The following is a 13831-nucleotide window of genomic DNA, read 5'->3' as shown; positions in this document are numbered from 1 at the left end:
GCTGGACCTGTTGCTCCTGCAGATCCCGTTGCACCACTTTTCCCTCTTTTTCCTCTTTCTCCTTCTTCTCCTTCTTTACCTCTTTGTCCTCTTGGCCCTGTTGGTCCCGTTGGTCCTGTTGGTCCTGTTGGTCCTGTAGGCACTATATATCTAGACATTAAAAAATGCACTCCTATTTGTATTAATTAAGATACATACTAATATATGAAAAATATTAGTATCAGATTGTGTTTGTCCCCAAACTTAATCGGTGTAATTTAATTTGTCGATGTTCAGAGAAAAGGTTATGGTTTTTCAATAAAACAAGTCCATTTTTTATTAAACTAAACTGCCATTTACTTCAATAAAAAACGAGCTGCAAGCAACTCGTGATCTTCAACTATCGCATTATTTAGTTGCATAAGGTTGCCCCTTATATTTTTATTTACAAAAAAGGGAAGTAGTCTTCTTGATAACTTAATTTTGTTTGGTCGTAAGATGGAATTTCTAGAATTTCTACATTCGTAACAACCTTATTAAAAAATTCTTTCATAAAGATTTTTACACAGTTTTTAATTTCAAGCACACCCAAACTCTCTAACGTTTTTGTCCACATATCAATATAAATCGGTTTATGATTTTTTTTATTTGTCGGGGCAAAATGCATAACCTGATGCAAAATATCTTCATTATCTCTTGGATATATAAAACTATAATAAATATCAGAGTTACTATTTAAAAAGGTTTCAATTTCAGTGTAATACTCCTCTTCCTCTTTTTTATCAAGTACATATTCCAAAAGATGTTCAAGGGATGATTTTGTAGTAATTTCAAAATATCCCAACGATTCCGTTGCATTTTCGTCTGAATAAATTGTAACTTCATCGTTACAACTTTTTTCACAAAAATTGTAATGTCCATACCAAAAATTCATATGCCGAATATTTACATAAACTGTATTTATTCTACTCACCTTCTTTACTTTTCCTGGTGTTTTCATTTTTATTTTATATTCTCTTCTATCCTACTTTTTTTATAAAATTATACCATTTATTTTTATTTTATTATTGTACTATCCTGCCATTTAGTAGAACAAGCACTCTACATTTAATTTAATTTATAACAACATTAAACCATTAAAATTCATTAATTTTTTAATGATAAACGATAAAATATAATTGAATAAATTTAAAATTTTCATTATTATGATAATAACAAAACAAAAAGGGAGTTCTCAGATGAACACTAAAAATGATTCTTTCATCAAGGGATATTTAAAAGTAACTAAACTGCTTTATCGCCTTACTAAATATGCTACTTTTTTCTGCTACATTGGAACCGCGTTAGTTGCATTTTTTGTTGCTTCAGTTTTTTTCAGTGATTTGAGTGAAAAGACAATTTTGGCTTACACTCAGCTAGGGATTCATAAAAGCAATTATTCTGCATTTAATTACAAACTAATTATTTTCTCTATCTCTATTCAAGGTGTTTTTATTGGAGTAACCATCTCATTACTTTTAAGAAATCTTAATCAAATTCTAAAAAATGTTATGGAACAAAAACCATTTATTTACAATAATGCTATTAGTATAAGAATAATGGGATGGCTTTTAGTAGTTCAAGCATTGATTGGATACATATATGATTTTATCGAAGATTTAATTTTTCTAAAGCATCGAATTAGTTTTGAATTATTTTATTCAGAAGTTCCTGTATTATTATTTGGAGTATGCCTTTTAATTCTATCAGGGGTTTTTCGATATGGATGCTATTTGCAAGAAGAATACGATTCAATATTATAAGCGAGGTTATATATGAGTATTATTTTGCGATTAGACCGTGTACTAGCCGACCGTAAGATGCAACTTAATGAGTTAGCTGAAGCGATTGATATAAGTATTGTAAATCTATCAAATATAAAAACAGGTAAAATTAAAGCAATTCGTTTTTCTACATTAGAAGCAATTTGCAAAGTTTTGGAATGTCAACCTGGTGATATTATGGAATATGTAGAGTAATTAATAGACATAGGAATAACTCCTATGTCTATTTGCATTCTATTACGAAAAAGCTGATTTCTTAAGCTACTATCCTGCCATTTAGTTGCATAAGGTTCACTTACCGAAAAAGAGTTTAATACTTTCAAATGCATTAAGAAAACAATGAAACCTGCATGCTTCTTTGATACTTCTGCTACCACCCCGACTACATTAATCATAAGACCATAAAAAAATTGGACAACTAGTAATTTAACTAGTTGTCCTTATAATAAGAACACATGCGTTAGTTATAATGAACTAATGAAATGCCCCCAAATTGTTGACTCAACTAAAACCTTTATAGTGAATTTCAATTGGCTTCCATGAATTCACTATTGATCCAAAGTTTAGGCAGGATATCCTCCGGTTGGTGGTGGCCAAGCACTAAATAATCTGCGTATTAGTACGATTTCACCTAAATGATAGGAGTTGTGAGATGCAATATTGCGTAGTACACCACCTGGGGATTCGCCTGGCCATTTCTCTAATGATTTGTCCAATTGAACAGTTTGGGCAATCGTACATGCCTGTTCTATCCCTTGAAGAAAATGCTGAATAATCTGTTTCCACTCTTCCTCATTACTAGGTCCTTCTTCAACAGGCCAGCTTTCTTTCACATCAGAAGGTAATTTAGGCCTCTCTCCTTGTGCGAATAATAAGAGGAATTCTTGCCAGTATGTCATGTGTTTGACTAATTGATAAATAGTATAAGGTAGCTCCTCTATTCTTTTTCCAGCAAGATCCATGTCTATATCCAACAAAGCATTCTTGATAGGAAGATGACCACGTTCTCCTCTTAATGATTTTACTAATGTGTCACTAAATGCTTTATTTGACTGCTCCATATTACCGACTCCCAACATTTTTATTTCTATTTTACTAAATTTGTTGTTCTATCCCTTTCTATTATCTAAATATTTAATAGAAAAAATCACTGTTAACATTAATCAAATCGAATTTTTCATCTGAACCATATGATGATAAAGACCCAATTTTTTACTAATTACAGTACTTTTTCATATCTTTTTTTAATTATATTGTTTAGAGTAAACTCTAAGTCAATAGATTATGGGAGGATTGCTTTTTAATAGTAGAAAACGTAAGAACCCAAACAAAAATTCTACAAATAATTAAAAAGATATGAATTGAAAATGAATACTAAGATTAATAAATCTTTTATTCAACAAACGCATGCGTTAGTTATTAAGAAGAGCTGCCAATAGCTGCTTTTTTTATATTAGTATTTTGAAGGATAGTTAATTAAGGCATGGTATAATTAATTTTTTATTCACTAAGCGATTAAAGACAATAAAATAGATTTTTATTTAAGGTCTTACAGAAAAATATAAAAAAAGGGGTTGAAGTAATGGAGAAAATTTGTGGACCATGTGCTAGTAACATAGGAATGTCAAAAGAAGAACGTATGAAACTAGCTGACTCACGTATTAACAAATAGATATACCTCTGTCCAAATTGCAAAAATGAGCACAGTTATGTAAGTGCAGTAAAATAGCTGTTCAAGTAAATAATACTTCGAAACAAGTAATTGAAAAGAAAAAATCTACAAAGAAAAAGAAAGTGGAATCAGAACAATTTACATTATTTTAGATTTATTAATTGAGCTTTAAAAAAGTGTTTTATTTTTCAACTAACGCATGCGTTAGTGCAATAAGGTTCAATACTTTTTGCAATCTTTTTCAATTCCTCCGCACGGGAAACTATAAAATTTCTCATATACTTCTCTAAAAACAATTTATCTGCCAATATCCCAAATAGTCCTAATGGTGATTTATATTGAAATTCATCTATCTTCATAGTTCCTCCAGGTCCTCTATAAACTGATGGGTATGAGTAAATGAATGGAACGCCCCTTTGATCATAACATCTACAAACTTCTTGGATTTTTCCATTAAAATCACTTTAGCGGTTAATTTTTGTTTTATACCAAAATGAATTGCCTCCCAGGTAACAAAATCCCCTTTTCTAATAATCCCTCTGTCACACCACCAACAGCTTTTTCTTTTGTTCTATATGTAGTTTGCGTGTGAACACTAACAATTCTTGCAAGATTGAAATATATATCAATAGGTGCTTTTATAAAATGTTCATGTTTAATAATTGGCATTAATTTTCTCTTAATAATAGATTTATAAAATATATTAGATTGTTCCTTTAATTATCCTATTAAATAAGAAAATAGGAACTGTCACTCAGTTCCTAATCTGTTATTCAACTAAAGCATTGCGTTAGCCACCCATGAATCAGTGATTCACAACAGTGAATGGAAGATTATATCGCTCTCACGGTAGTTGAATAGCGATCAAACGTACCAGGCATCTTCTGTGAATTCATTCCATTCCACTTTAAAACTTTTCGCCTTTTAATACAACAATTTCGTTGTTGTTCTAACACCTAATAAGAGACAGAAGCAAAAGAACTAACAGTAAGACTAAAAGAAACCATACTTTGTTATGATTTTGCTTTATACTTCCTCTTTTTCAATTTTAAGACAAGCAGAAGTAGCGGCGGTTGTATACCAAATAAAAAAAACGCAACATTGCCCATCGTATCCCCAAGTTTAAATAGGTCATTCGTATTTTTCGGGGTCATGGAAATGATATAAATAACCGGAAGCAAGCCAAACATAAATGGATGAATGTTTTTTTTAAAGAGTTGGGCAAGCCCCAAAGAAGCAGCATAATGACTAACGTTAAAGCAAGTAAACATTTGCATAATCCATATTACAAGCAACAAAGACTCAAACCGTTCAAATAGCAAACCAGGCATTTCAAAACTTCGCACGAGATCAATCGTTGGCCAAGTTTTGGTTACTACATCATCGACGGATAGTCCACCGATGACCATTACGATAGTTATCAAGTAAAAGATCAGTGGGATGAAAATTCCAACTAAAACAGCTTTTACTGCTTGGTTAGGCTGTTTCATAAACGCCATTATAATCAACATGCTTTCAAAACCTATATATGAGAGAGCCGTTGTTTTGATTCCTTTTAGTACGGGCATGATCCCCAACCCCAGTACCGGGCGCAGATTATCCACTTCAAATATTTTAAAACTCATAAAAGCAACCACCAAAAAAACGCCGACCGTAATGGGGAGAATAATTTCAAACAGACGGGCAATCGGATTTATGCCGCCAATAATTAAATAGAGACCTATCCACATAAATGGCATCGCGATGGCCCAAGTTGGGGTACCTTTCAACAAAAATAAACTTGTTACTTCTACTAATGCACAGATATGAAATCCACCCATCATTAAAAAATAACATACAAGGATTAGACTTAGTAACTTACCCATCCATTTCCCTACAATTTCTTGGCTGTATTGATAAAAGGTTTTTCCTGGAAACCGTTGTCCTAATTTGACCATAATAACTCCTGCCACCATCGCAATCAGCCCGCCTAAAATTACAGTTAACCAGGTATCTGGTGTTTTCACTTTCTCTGTAGCTGCTCGTGGCAAGGTCAGAATTCCCGTTCCAAGTATATAATTGATAATGATAACAACTACTTGAATTGTTGTAATACGGTCTTTGGGGCTAGTAATCATCGCAGGTCACTTCCTTATTCACAATTCAGGATTACTACTTTCTGAAGGCTCATTACTTCTCATTTTTCCACATTTCTTCTAATAAACGGTACAATTTTACATTTCCAAAAAAGAATAAAAATTATACATATTGTATTCATGTGAAGTTTACATAATAGCAAGCCTTCCAAGAGCATTACTTATGTTATTTCCCGTCTTTTTTTGTATAAAAACTTGTATAAAATTAAAAGATTTTAATGCTATTATCAAGATTTACTTACTATTCAGTTGTAAAATCAGTGTTCATTCCGAAATTAGTTCGTTTTTAAAATCGGTTGTAAAATCCATTTCGAGTAATTTCCGTTTTTAATAAAAACGTTGATATAACAACGTTTTCCCGACTTAACATACACCTTTTCATCAGTTATATCACCTGCAAAAGCGTCTAAAACCTTTACAGTATCGTACGTTTCGACTGCTCTTTGCTGGCGATTAAAATCTTTAACTGCATTAACAAAGTAAGTAATAATCGTATTTTCATTATCTTCTTTATCTACTGCGATTTTTTTCTGCTCATCACTATAATATTTGCAATGTATCGAAGAACAGCTGCAAGAAAAGGTAGGAAAAGAGCAGGAATAGTAGTAGCCCATGCCATGTTAAGAATCGCCTATTATCTTCTGACTAGGAAAGAAATGTACAGAGATTTAGGAGAAGATTATTATGACAAACAAAAAGAAGTATCACTAGTCCGTCATTCGGTTAGAAGACTAGAAAAATTAGGGTACTCTGTATCGATCGAAGAAGTCTCTTAATCCATCAATTAACTAACTTTTTACTTTAAAGGACGCTTTTTAAAAATAATATAAAGACGTCTTATTTAGTTATGCCTTTTTTCACATTATACCGTGAGGTTTTTTCATGGTAGTTGCATAAGGTTCACTTACCAAAAAAGAATTTTAAACTTTCTAATCTATTAAGAAAACCACCTAAAAAAGGTGGCTTTAAATATACTTCCGATGAATATTCTTCCCATCATAACTAAACAAAACAGAATTATTCTCAATATTCGTCTCCAAATGAACCCCTCTACCCCACAACTGATGAATATAAGGCATTACCTTCTCAACATACTTCACATCAAGTTCCATATGTTCATAGGAATGCTTCAAATAAAGCTCTCCATTTTTTAAGTAATCGCCCTCTTGAACAACGATATATGGGAAGCCTCCATTTACTCGACTAACTACAAGTTGATCTCTTACATTTTCCCATGCTTTATCTGTAACTTTATATTCCTTACCTTGGCGCTGGAATAAGTACATATCTTCACGCATGACAAGGTCTTTCGTTAAATAGTTTCGTATAAATGAACTATCAGATTCTAACTCTCGTACTTCAAACATTTTTTCTCTTCCGCTGCCAGGTTTAACACCTAACTCACGCATTCCTTTTGTTGGATTATTATATCGCTCTTCTATATCTTCAAAAATTCTTAGTCCTAAGTAGTATGGATTAATACTTGTTTTAGAAGGTTGAACTACTCCTGCGTTTAGTTTCGCGTATTCGATTGCTTCATTTGAGTCGAGATTTAGTTCGCGCATGATGCGGATGTGCCAGTAACTTGCCCAGCCTTGTTTCTCTTAAAGATTTTCTTTTTGACTAAGAATCTTCTATTCCTTATTAAACATAATGATCGGTTAGTGTAATAGCAAAGTTGCAGTCTCCTTTTTTTCGTCGTACACTGTTTTACAGTTTCTTGATATGAATGTTTGATGCTCATGATGCCCGTTGCCATTAACAAAGCCAAGTAGTCCAGAAATGAAGAGGAACTGATTAAGCTTCTGCCTTTTTCACCATAAAACAAACGAGGAGACAAGGTTCGTTCGTACGATTAATGCACCAATGCTCTTCACCGGCAGGGATAAAGGTTGCATCTCCCGCTTTTTCCACACTGTGAACACCGTTGGAATAGGTATCAATTTCTCCACTAAAAATATAAGAATACTCGTCTTCTTCGTGGCAACTCATACCAACAGCTGGTACACGTTCACCAGGAGTTAGAGAAATCATACTCATGCTCACTTCTTTAAAATCACCTTGTCGCGTGAAGAGTTTTTTCATTTCATAGATTGGCATGCCGATTGGTTCAACTTGATTCGAATTGATTTTTTCCATTTGATTACCCCTATTCTTTTTTTAGTTTTGGATCTAGAAAATCGCGTAGACCATCGCCTACGAAGTTCGCACCAACCGATACAGAAAAAATGGCTAAGCCTGGGAAAGTCGACACCCACCAATTTTGAATCACTTTCGCTCCGCCAGATACCATCGAACCCCACTCAGGTGTCGGAGGTTGAGTCCCAAGACCAAGAAAACTGAGCCCTGAGAACATCAAAATCGCGTTACCAAGGTCCAGTGTTGCCATCACAAGCAATGGTCCGAAACAATTCGGTAAAATTTCCAAAAAGAGGACACGAATGTGAGAGGCACCCATGACACGAGAAGCTGTCACATACTCACTTTCTTTTAATGAAATCACCATGGAACGCATGAGTCTTGCATAATTTGGCCACCAAATAATCGCCATTGCAAGCACGGAGTTTAAAATACTTGGTCCAAGTGCTGCCGCGATGACCATCGCCAAAATAAGGGGTGGAAACGCCATGATCAGCTCAGAAAAACGCATCATGACTTCATCTACATACCCGCCTTTATAACCTGCGATTCCCCCGTATAAAATACCGAAAGCGAACGCACAAACCACTGTAATGACCCCAGCCGTTAACGAAATACGAGAACCAACGATGACACGCGAGAAAACATCTCGACCAAGCTCATCCGTTCCAAAAAAGTGTGAAGCGCTAGGGGACTCGTACCGGATGCTTAAATTCTGCGTCGTGACACTATGTGTTGCGATGAATGGTGCAAACAAGGCAACGAGAAACCAAACAAGACAAATGACTAAACCAAGTTTAAAAAGAAATCCTTTTTGACGAAGAAACGATACAATTGTTCGCATTATCGGTGCCTCACTCTCGGATCAATGACACCGTATAAGATATCAATGACTAGATTAATCACAACATAAATCAATGCAATTAATAACGAAACACCACAAATCGCCGGGAAGTCGAGTGAAACAGCAGACAAATAAGCATATTGACCAATCCCTGGCCACGCAAAAATATTTTCAACAAGCACCATTCCACCAAGTAGATTACAAAATCCCATTCCAGCGACTGTAATGACCGGAATCATGGAATTTGAAAGGGCGTGTTTAAAAATAATCGCTGATTCTTTTAACCCTTTTGCTCGCGCTGTTCGAATATAATCCATTGACATCACTTCAAGTAAGTTTGACCTTGTTTGACGAGCAATTAACCCCATCGTAAAAAGACCAAGTACAGCGCCAGGGAGGATCAAGTGCATCGCCACTTCACCAAATAATTGGAAATCACCTCTTAAGAGTGAATCGAGTAGAAATAGACCCGTTCCACCATCTGGTGTTGCCGTACGTGCATCGATGCGTCCTGGTCCTGGTGTGATCCCTAAAACAGACGTAAACACATAGAGCAGAAGAAGCGCAAACCAAAAACTTGGAATCGACACGCCACTAATGGAAACCGTTCGGATGACATGGTCAATTGCTTTGTTCCGAAAGATGGCAGAAATAACGCCAAAAAGTACGCCGAAAACTAAGGCAATCACCATGGCCACGACCGATAGTTCAAGAGTAGCCGGGAAAAACTGCATTAAATCCTCCAGTACCGGTTTACCGGTCCGTATGGACGTACCCAAATCACCTGCGAATAGGTGCTGGAAATAGAGAATTAATTGACGGAATAATGATTGATCAAGTCCCCACTTTGCTTTAAAAGCAGCGACGATTTCGGGATTGTTCATGGCGCTTTGGCTTAAATTCGCAGCAACTGGATCGCTTGGTACTAAATGCGAAAGGATGAAGACAAACAGCGCCACGCCAACTAATAAGAAAAGAAGAAATAATAAACGTCTACCGATAAATCGAAGCAATTGGCACAACTCCTTTCAAAAACAGATACGATGGATGCAACTATGTAAAAAATGGTAATCGAAAAGCTAGTCATAGAGGAGTTCACCCTACGACTAGCTTTTTATCCTGTCAGTGATTATTTAGACAGCTTTAATTCATTTAAATGCAATTTACAAAAATCGTTATACGCAACACCTTGTAATTTATTGCTAACCGCAAATGTTTTTGGGTGTTGAACTAAGAACGCGTATGGGCTATTTTCAGCGATGATATCTTGCATCTGACCTGAAATCTCTGCACGTTTTGTTTGATCGATTTCCACCTTCGCTTGATTTGCTAAGTTAACCAATTCTGGATTTGCTGACGCTTCCCAGTTCGCGCGTTTTCCAACAATATCACCAGGGGTAAACGCTAATTGGTTGCTTAAATCGTAGTAGTCAGGTGACCAATGCATCACAAGGAATGGTGATTTACCATTGCGGTAATCTTCGATGACTGCACCAATTTCACCTGTTTTGATGTCAACATTGATATTGATTTTCGCTAAATCTTCTTTTACTTTTTCAGCGATTGTTGTCCATGAAAGACCTTCTGATTCGAAGTTAGCAGCTGTTAACGGAATCGTAAATCCTTTTTCATAACCAGCTTCTTTCATCAATTCCTTCGCTTTATCGATGTTTTGATAATTCTCTGGTCTTGATTTAGCGCCGACAAATCCTTTTTGAACAAATGATTCAGGAAGGAGGGCACCATTTCCAGCTAATTGTTGGAATCCTTTGTAGTCAAGTGCATAACGAACAGCTTGTTGAACTTTTGGATTTGAGAGTTCCTTCCCAATACTTGCTTTGTCGTTCATCATTAAAAATGAAATCGTGGAAGTTGGGGAAGAAACAACTTTTGCGTTTCCGCCTGATTTAATGGTTTTCACTTGGTCAGGACCAACGCTAAGCGCTACGTCAATCTCACCATTTTCGAGCGCTTGAATTTGTGTATTTGGATCTGGCATTTCTTTGATAATGATTTTGCTTGCATTCACAGTGCCCTTGTAATTCGGATTCTTTTCAAGCACCATTTCAGTATTTCTTGTCCATTTTTTCAACACATACGGACCACTTCCAGCAGAGGCACCGTCAAGGTAAGCTGTTGCTTTGTCAGTTGTGCTTGCATCTGCAGCATCCGTTCCGCCTTTTTCTTTGACGACTTTACTATCCACAACCGCAAAAGCGTTTCCTGTGATTTTTGACAAGAAAGACGCATCTTTTTCTGTCAACGTCACAACAACTGTATGGTCATCTTTCGCTTCGACTTTCGCCACACCAGCCGCTAAAGCTGACGCATTGTCTTTGATATTTTTTGTACGATTGAAACTAAAAACAACGTCATTTGCTGTGATTGGGTTACCACTTGCAAACTTACGTCCTTCATTCAGATTAAATGTATACACAAGTCCTGAATCATCGACTGTATATGATTTTGCAAGAGCTGGTTTTGGGGTAAGGTCTGTACCTTCTAACATGTATAAGTTCTCATACGTTGCATAGAAATAGAAGTTTGCATACACTTCGTACGCGCGAGCGGGATCCATTGTTTTCCAGTCAGATGCGACACCCACAACAATGGTATCGGCATAAGATGATGAGCTGCTCGTATCTTTCTTCCCACAAGCGAAAAGTGAGAACGCCATCAGCGTAACCAAGGCGAGTAAACTGAATTTTTTCATCTCGTAAAACCCCTTTTTCTCTTAAATTTATAGCATCACTTTGTCGTCAAATGACACGCTACAAAGTGGTTACTACCTGTTTGGATGAATGCTGGTGCGACTGTTTTACACTGTTCCATCCCAGAATGACATCTGGTGTGGAACCTACAACCGGCTGGTGGATTCGATGGGCTAGGTACATCCCCTGTAAGAATGATTTTCTCTCGTACATCCCCGTTTGGATCAGGTATAGAAGAGAGGAGTGCCTTTGTATACGGATGTTGTGTGTTGCCATACAACTCATCGCGTGAAGCGAGTTCAACCATTTTTCCCAAATACATGACGGCAACCCGATCACTTATATGGTGAACGACGCTTAAATCATGTGAGATAAAAAGATAGGTAAGATTCAATTGTTTCTGCAAGTCTTCTAATAAATTAATGACTTGCGCTTGAATCGACACATCAAGTGCTGAGACGGGTTCGTCACAGATTAAGAGTTCTGGTTCGAGCGCTAAGGCCCGCGCAATACCAACCCGTTGTTTTTGACCACCAGATAGTTCATGAGGATAACGCCCTAAAAAGCGACTTGGTAGGCCAACCATCTCCATAAGTTCGATGATTTTACTTTCACCGTTTGCTATTTTGTGAATCTTGAACGGTTCCAATAAAATTTGTTTGAGTGTTCGACGTGGATTCAAACAAGCAGAAGGGTCTTGAAAAATCAACTGCGCTTTTTTAGCGAATTCTTTTTTAGACAGCTTCGTGATATCCTCGCCATTAAACAAAATGGTGGAACCAGGGTCGGCTGGATATAGACCAAGTAGGGTTTTGCCTAACGTACTCTTGCCGCAGCCACTTTCCCCAACAAGACTAAAGGTTTCTCCTCGTTTGATTGAAAATGAGACATCATCAACGGCTGTTAAGACACCTTTTTTGCCATTCGGTTGTTTGATTTGAAACGTTTTTGTTAAGTGTGAAACGTCTAAAATCGTGTCAGACGATGACGGATTTGAAACCGAATCGAGTCGACTAGTTTCAATATGCGACATGTTGATCACCGCCTTTTACTGCCACATCATAAAGGAAACAGCGAACTTCGCGACCATCACCATGTAAAAATAATGGCGGTGCTTCGTTTTTGCATCGTTCCGTTGCAAATACACAACGAGGATGAAAACTACATCCACTTGGCATGTTCAGCGCATCTGGTACAGACCCTTCAATAGCTTCGAGCCTGTTCACCTTATTAGAAATTTTCGGAATGGCATTCAGTAATCCTTTTGTATAAGGATGAAGTGGCTCTGAAAAAACAGATGCCGTGGGGCTTTTCTCCACAATTTGTCCGGTATACATGACGACGACTTGATCACACATTTCTTTCACAACGCCCAAATCATGCGTAATCAAAATCATACTCATATCTCGTTTTTTCATGAGTCGATTCATTAAATCAAGGATTTGCGCTTGAATCGTTACGTCTAGTGCGGTGGTTGGTTCATCCGCAATTAATAGTTTTGGTTCACAAGCTAGTGCGATAGCAATCATGATGCGCTGGCGCATTCCACCAGATAGTTGGTGCGGGTATTCATGAAATCGTTGTTCCGGAGAAGGAATGCCGACCATTCTGAGTAATTCGATGGCGGTTTGTTTCGCTTCGTCTTTGCTAACTTTTTGATGAAGTAAGATTGGTTCCATGATTTGCTTTCCACAAGTATGAAGGGGGTTCAATGACGTCATCGGTTCTTGAAAAATCATCGACACAGATTTGCCTCTCATTTTTCTCATGTCTTCAGGTGAAGAAGTCAACAAATCGACGTCTTCGAACTGTATTTTTCCTGTGATATCAGCAACAGCGTTTTGCAAAAGACCCATAATGGCAAGAGATGTCACGCTTTTGCCGCTTCCACTTTCGCCTACGATTCCGAGCGAGTGTCCTTGTTCAATGTCGAAACTTATCCCCCCAACTGCTTGGACAACTCCTTGGCGAGACTTGAATTTAATCGACAAATCTTCCACTTTAAGCAATGTCATAAGCCTCACCCCTTTTCCTATTTAATTGACAATAACACATAATTTTTCCAATTATTCATAAAATTGTTATTTTTCTTATTATTCTAAACTACGTGTCAAAATATGTCTATCTACTTTGGAGAATTCGATTCGAAAGAATGAAAGGTTTAATAAACAAAACCGCCCGTGAGAACAAGTGGTTTACTCTGCGGTTGAAATCCTTTTTTACTGACCAAACTCTAAAGGGCTTTTGAACGGTCTCCTTGTGTACTACTTCTACCGTCCAGACCTCAAAGGCCTTCTACTTACTTCCCTTTCTTTTTCTGTACCTCTTCATCAGTAAATGGATTGATGTATTCCATCATGCTCAACTGTTCTGCCACTATATCATCTTCCAATAATGAGTCTACAAATAAATAAAAACCACCATTGTATAGGTGGTTTATTCTTAATCTATTTCTCCAAAAAATCTACTTTCCTTTAAATTGAAAAACCACCTTCAAAAAGGTGGTCCTAAATATACTTCCGATGAAT

12 protein-coding genes and 4 pseudogenes are annotated in these 13831 nt (G+C 36.6%); 2 read left to right on the top strand and 14 right to left on the bottom strand.

Going from position 1 to position 13831, the window contains the following annotated elements:
- Window positions 1-424: 424 nt before the first annotated feature.
- The gene (locus COJ46_RS17655; protein ID WP_098566150.1) at window positions 425-979 is read right to left on the bottom strand and encodes a hypothetical protein; all 555 of its coding nucleotides are present in this window, start codon (window positions 977-979) and stop codon (window positions 425-427) included.
- A gap of 238 nt (window positions 980-1217) precedes the next feature.
- On the opposite strand from COJ46_RS17655, the gene COJ46_RS17650 reads away from it, so the two are divergent.
- Both COJ46_RS17650 and COJ46_RS17645 read left to right on the top strand, forming a co-directional pair.
- Window positions 1218-1781, top strand: coding sequence for a DUF2975 domain-containing protein (locus tag COJ46_RS17650; RefSeq protein ID WP_098566149.1), 564 nt, complete (start codon window positions 1218-1220; stop codon window positions 1779-1781).
- 12 nt (window positions 1782-1793) lie between these two features.
- Window positions 1794-1997, top strand: a complete 204-nt coding sequence (locus COJ46_RS17645) for a helix-turn-helix domain-containing protein (protein WP_088013786.1) — start codon at window positions 1794-1796, stop codon at window positions 1995-1997.
- A 368-nt stretch (window positions 1998-2365) separates the two neighbouring features.
- Here the strand turns inward: COJ46_RS17645 and COJ46_RS17640 are convergent, their stop codons facing one another.
- The 13 genes and pseudogenes from COJ46_RS17640 to COJ46_RS25365 form a co-directional block, all read right to left on the bottom strand.
- Window positions 2366-2863: a DinB family protein gene (locus COJ46_RS17640; RefSeq protein WP_056471542.1), complete on the bottom strand. Its 498-nt coding sequence runs from the start codon at window positions 2861-2863 to the stop codon at window positions 2366-2368.
- Window positions 2864-3662: 799 nt separating this feature from the next.
- Window positions 3663-4143, bottom strand: a pseudogene (locus tag COJ46_RS17635) (SRPBCC family protein).
- Between the two features lie 344 nt (window positions 4144-4487).
- Window positions 4488-5591 carry a spore germination protein gene (locus COJ46_RS17630; protein WP_097978964.1) on the bottom strand — a complete coding sequence of 368 codons (1104 nt, stop codon included), beginning with the start codon at window positions 5589-5591 and terminating at the stop codon, window positions 4488-4490.
- 293 nt (window positions 5592-5884) lie between these two features.
- On the bottom strand, window positions 5885-6223 hold the full coding sequence (locus COJ46_RS24580; protein WP_176522674.1) for a hypothetical protein: 339 nt from the start codon (window positions 6221-6223) through the stop codon (window positions 5885-5887).
- A gap of 351 nt (window positions 6224-6574) precedes the next feature.
- Window positions 6575-7207: pseudogene (locus tag COJ46_RS17620) on the bottom strand (SpoVR family protein); the annotation flags it as partial.
- Window positions 7208-7406: 199 nt separating this feature from the next.
- Window positions 7407-7748, bottom strand: coding sequence for a cupin domain-containing protein (locus COJ46_RS17615; protein ID WP_097978966.1), 342 nt, complete (start codon window positions 7746-7748; stop codon window positions 7407-7409).
- 10 nt (window positions 7749-7758) lie between these two features.
- Window positions 7759-8592, bottom strand: a complete 834-nt coding sequence (locus COJ46_RS17610) for an ABC transporter permease (RefSeq protein WP_217993281.1) — start codon at window positions 8590-8592, stop codon at window positions 7759-7761.
- Complete coding sequence (locus COJ46_RS17605; RefSeq protein ID WP_218008690.1) at window positions 8592-9281, bottom strand: ABC transporter permease; 690 nt, start codon at window positions 9279-9281, stop codon at window positions 8592-8594. The genes COJ46_RS17610 and COJ46_RS17605 overlap by 1 nt, the downstream gene beginning before the upstream one ends.
- A 27-nt stretch (window positions 9282-9308) precedes the next feature.
- Window positions 9309-9605 (bottom strand): annotated as a pseudogene (locus COJ46_RS25255) (ABC transporter permease); the annotation flags it as partial.
- A gap of 116 nt (window positions 9606-9721) precedes the next feature.
- Entirely contained in the window at window positions 9722-11269 is a 1548-nt protein-coding gene (locus tag COJ46_RS17600; RefSeq protein ID WP_176527953.1) for an ABC transporter substrate-binding protein, read from the bottom strand.
- 71 nt (window positions 11270-11340) lie between these two features.
- Window positions 11341-12336, bottom strand: coding sequence for an ABC transporter ATP-binding protein (locus COJ46_RS17595; RefSeq protein ID WP_098566146.1), 996 nt, complete (start codon window positions 12334-12336; stop codon window positions 11341-11343).
- Window positions 12323-13318, bottom strand: coding sequence for an ABC transporter ATP-binding protein (locus tag COJ46_RS17590; RefSeq protein ID WP_098566145.1), 996 nt, complete (start codon window positions 13316-13318; stop codon window positions 12323-12325). The genes COJ46_RS17595 and COJ46_RS17590 overlap by 14 nt, the downstream gene beginning before the upstream one ends.
- Before the next feature lie 284 nt (window positions 13319-13602).
- A pseudogene (locus tag COJ46_RS25365) lies at window positions 13603-13689 on the bottom strand (IS200/IS605 family transposase); the annotation flags it as partial.
- Window positions 13690-13831 lie beyond the last annotated feature (142 nt).

It is taken from the genome of Bacillus sp. AFS077874, assembly GCF_002566505.1.
Taxonomy (GTDB): Bacteria; Bacillota; Bacilli; order Bacillales; family Bacillaceae_G; genus Gottfriedia.
This window is presented reverse-complemented; position numbering and strand designations above follow the sequence as displayed.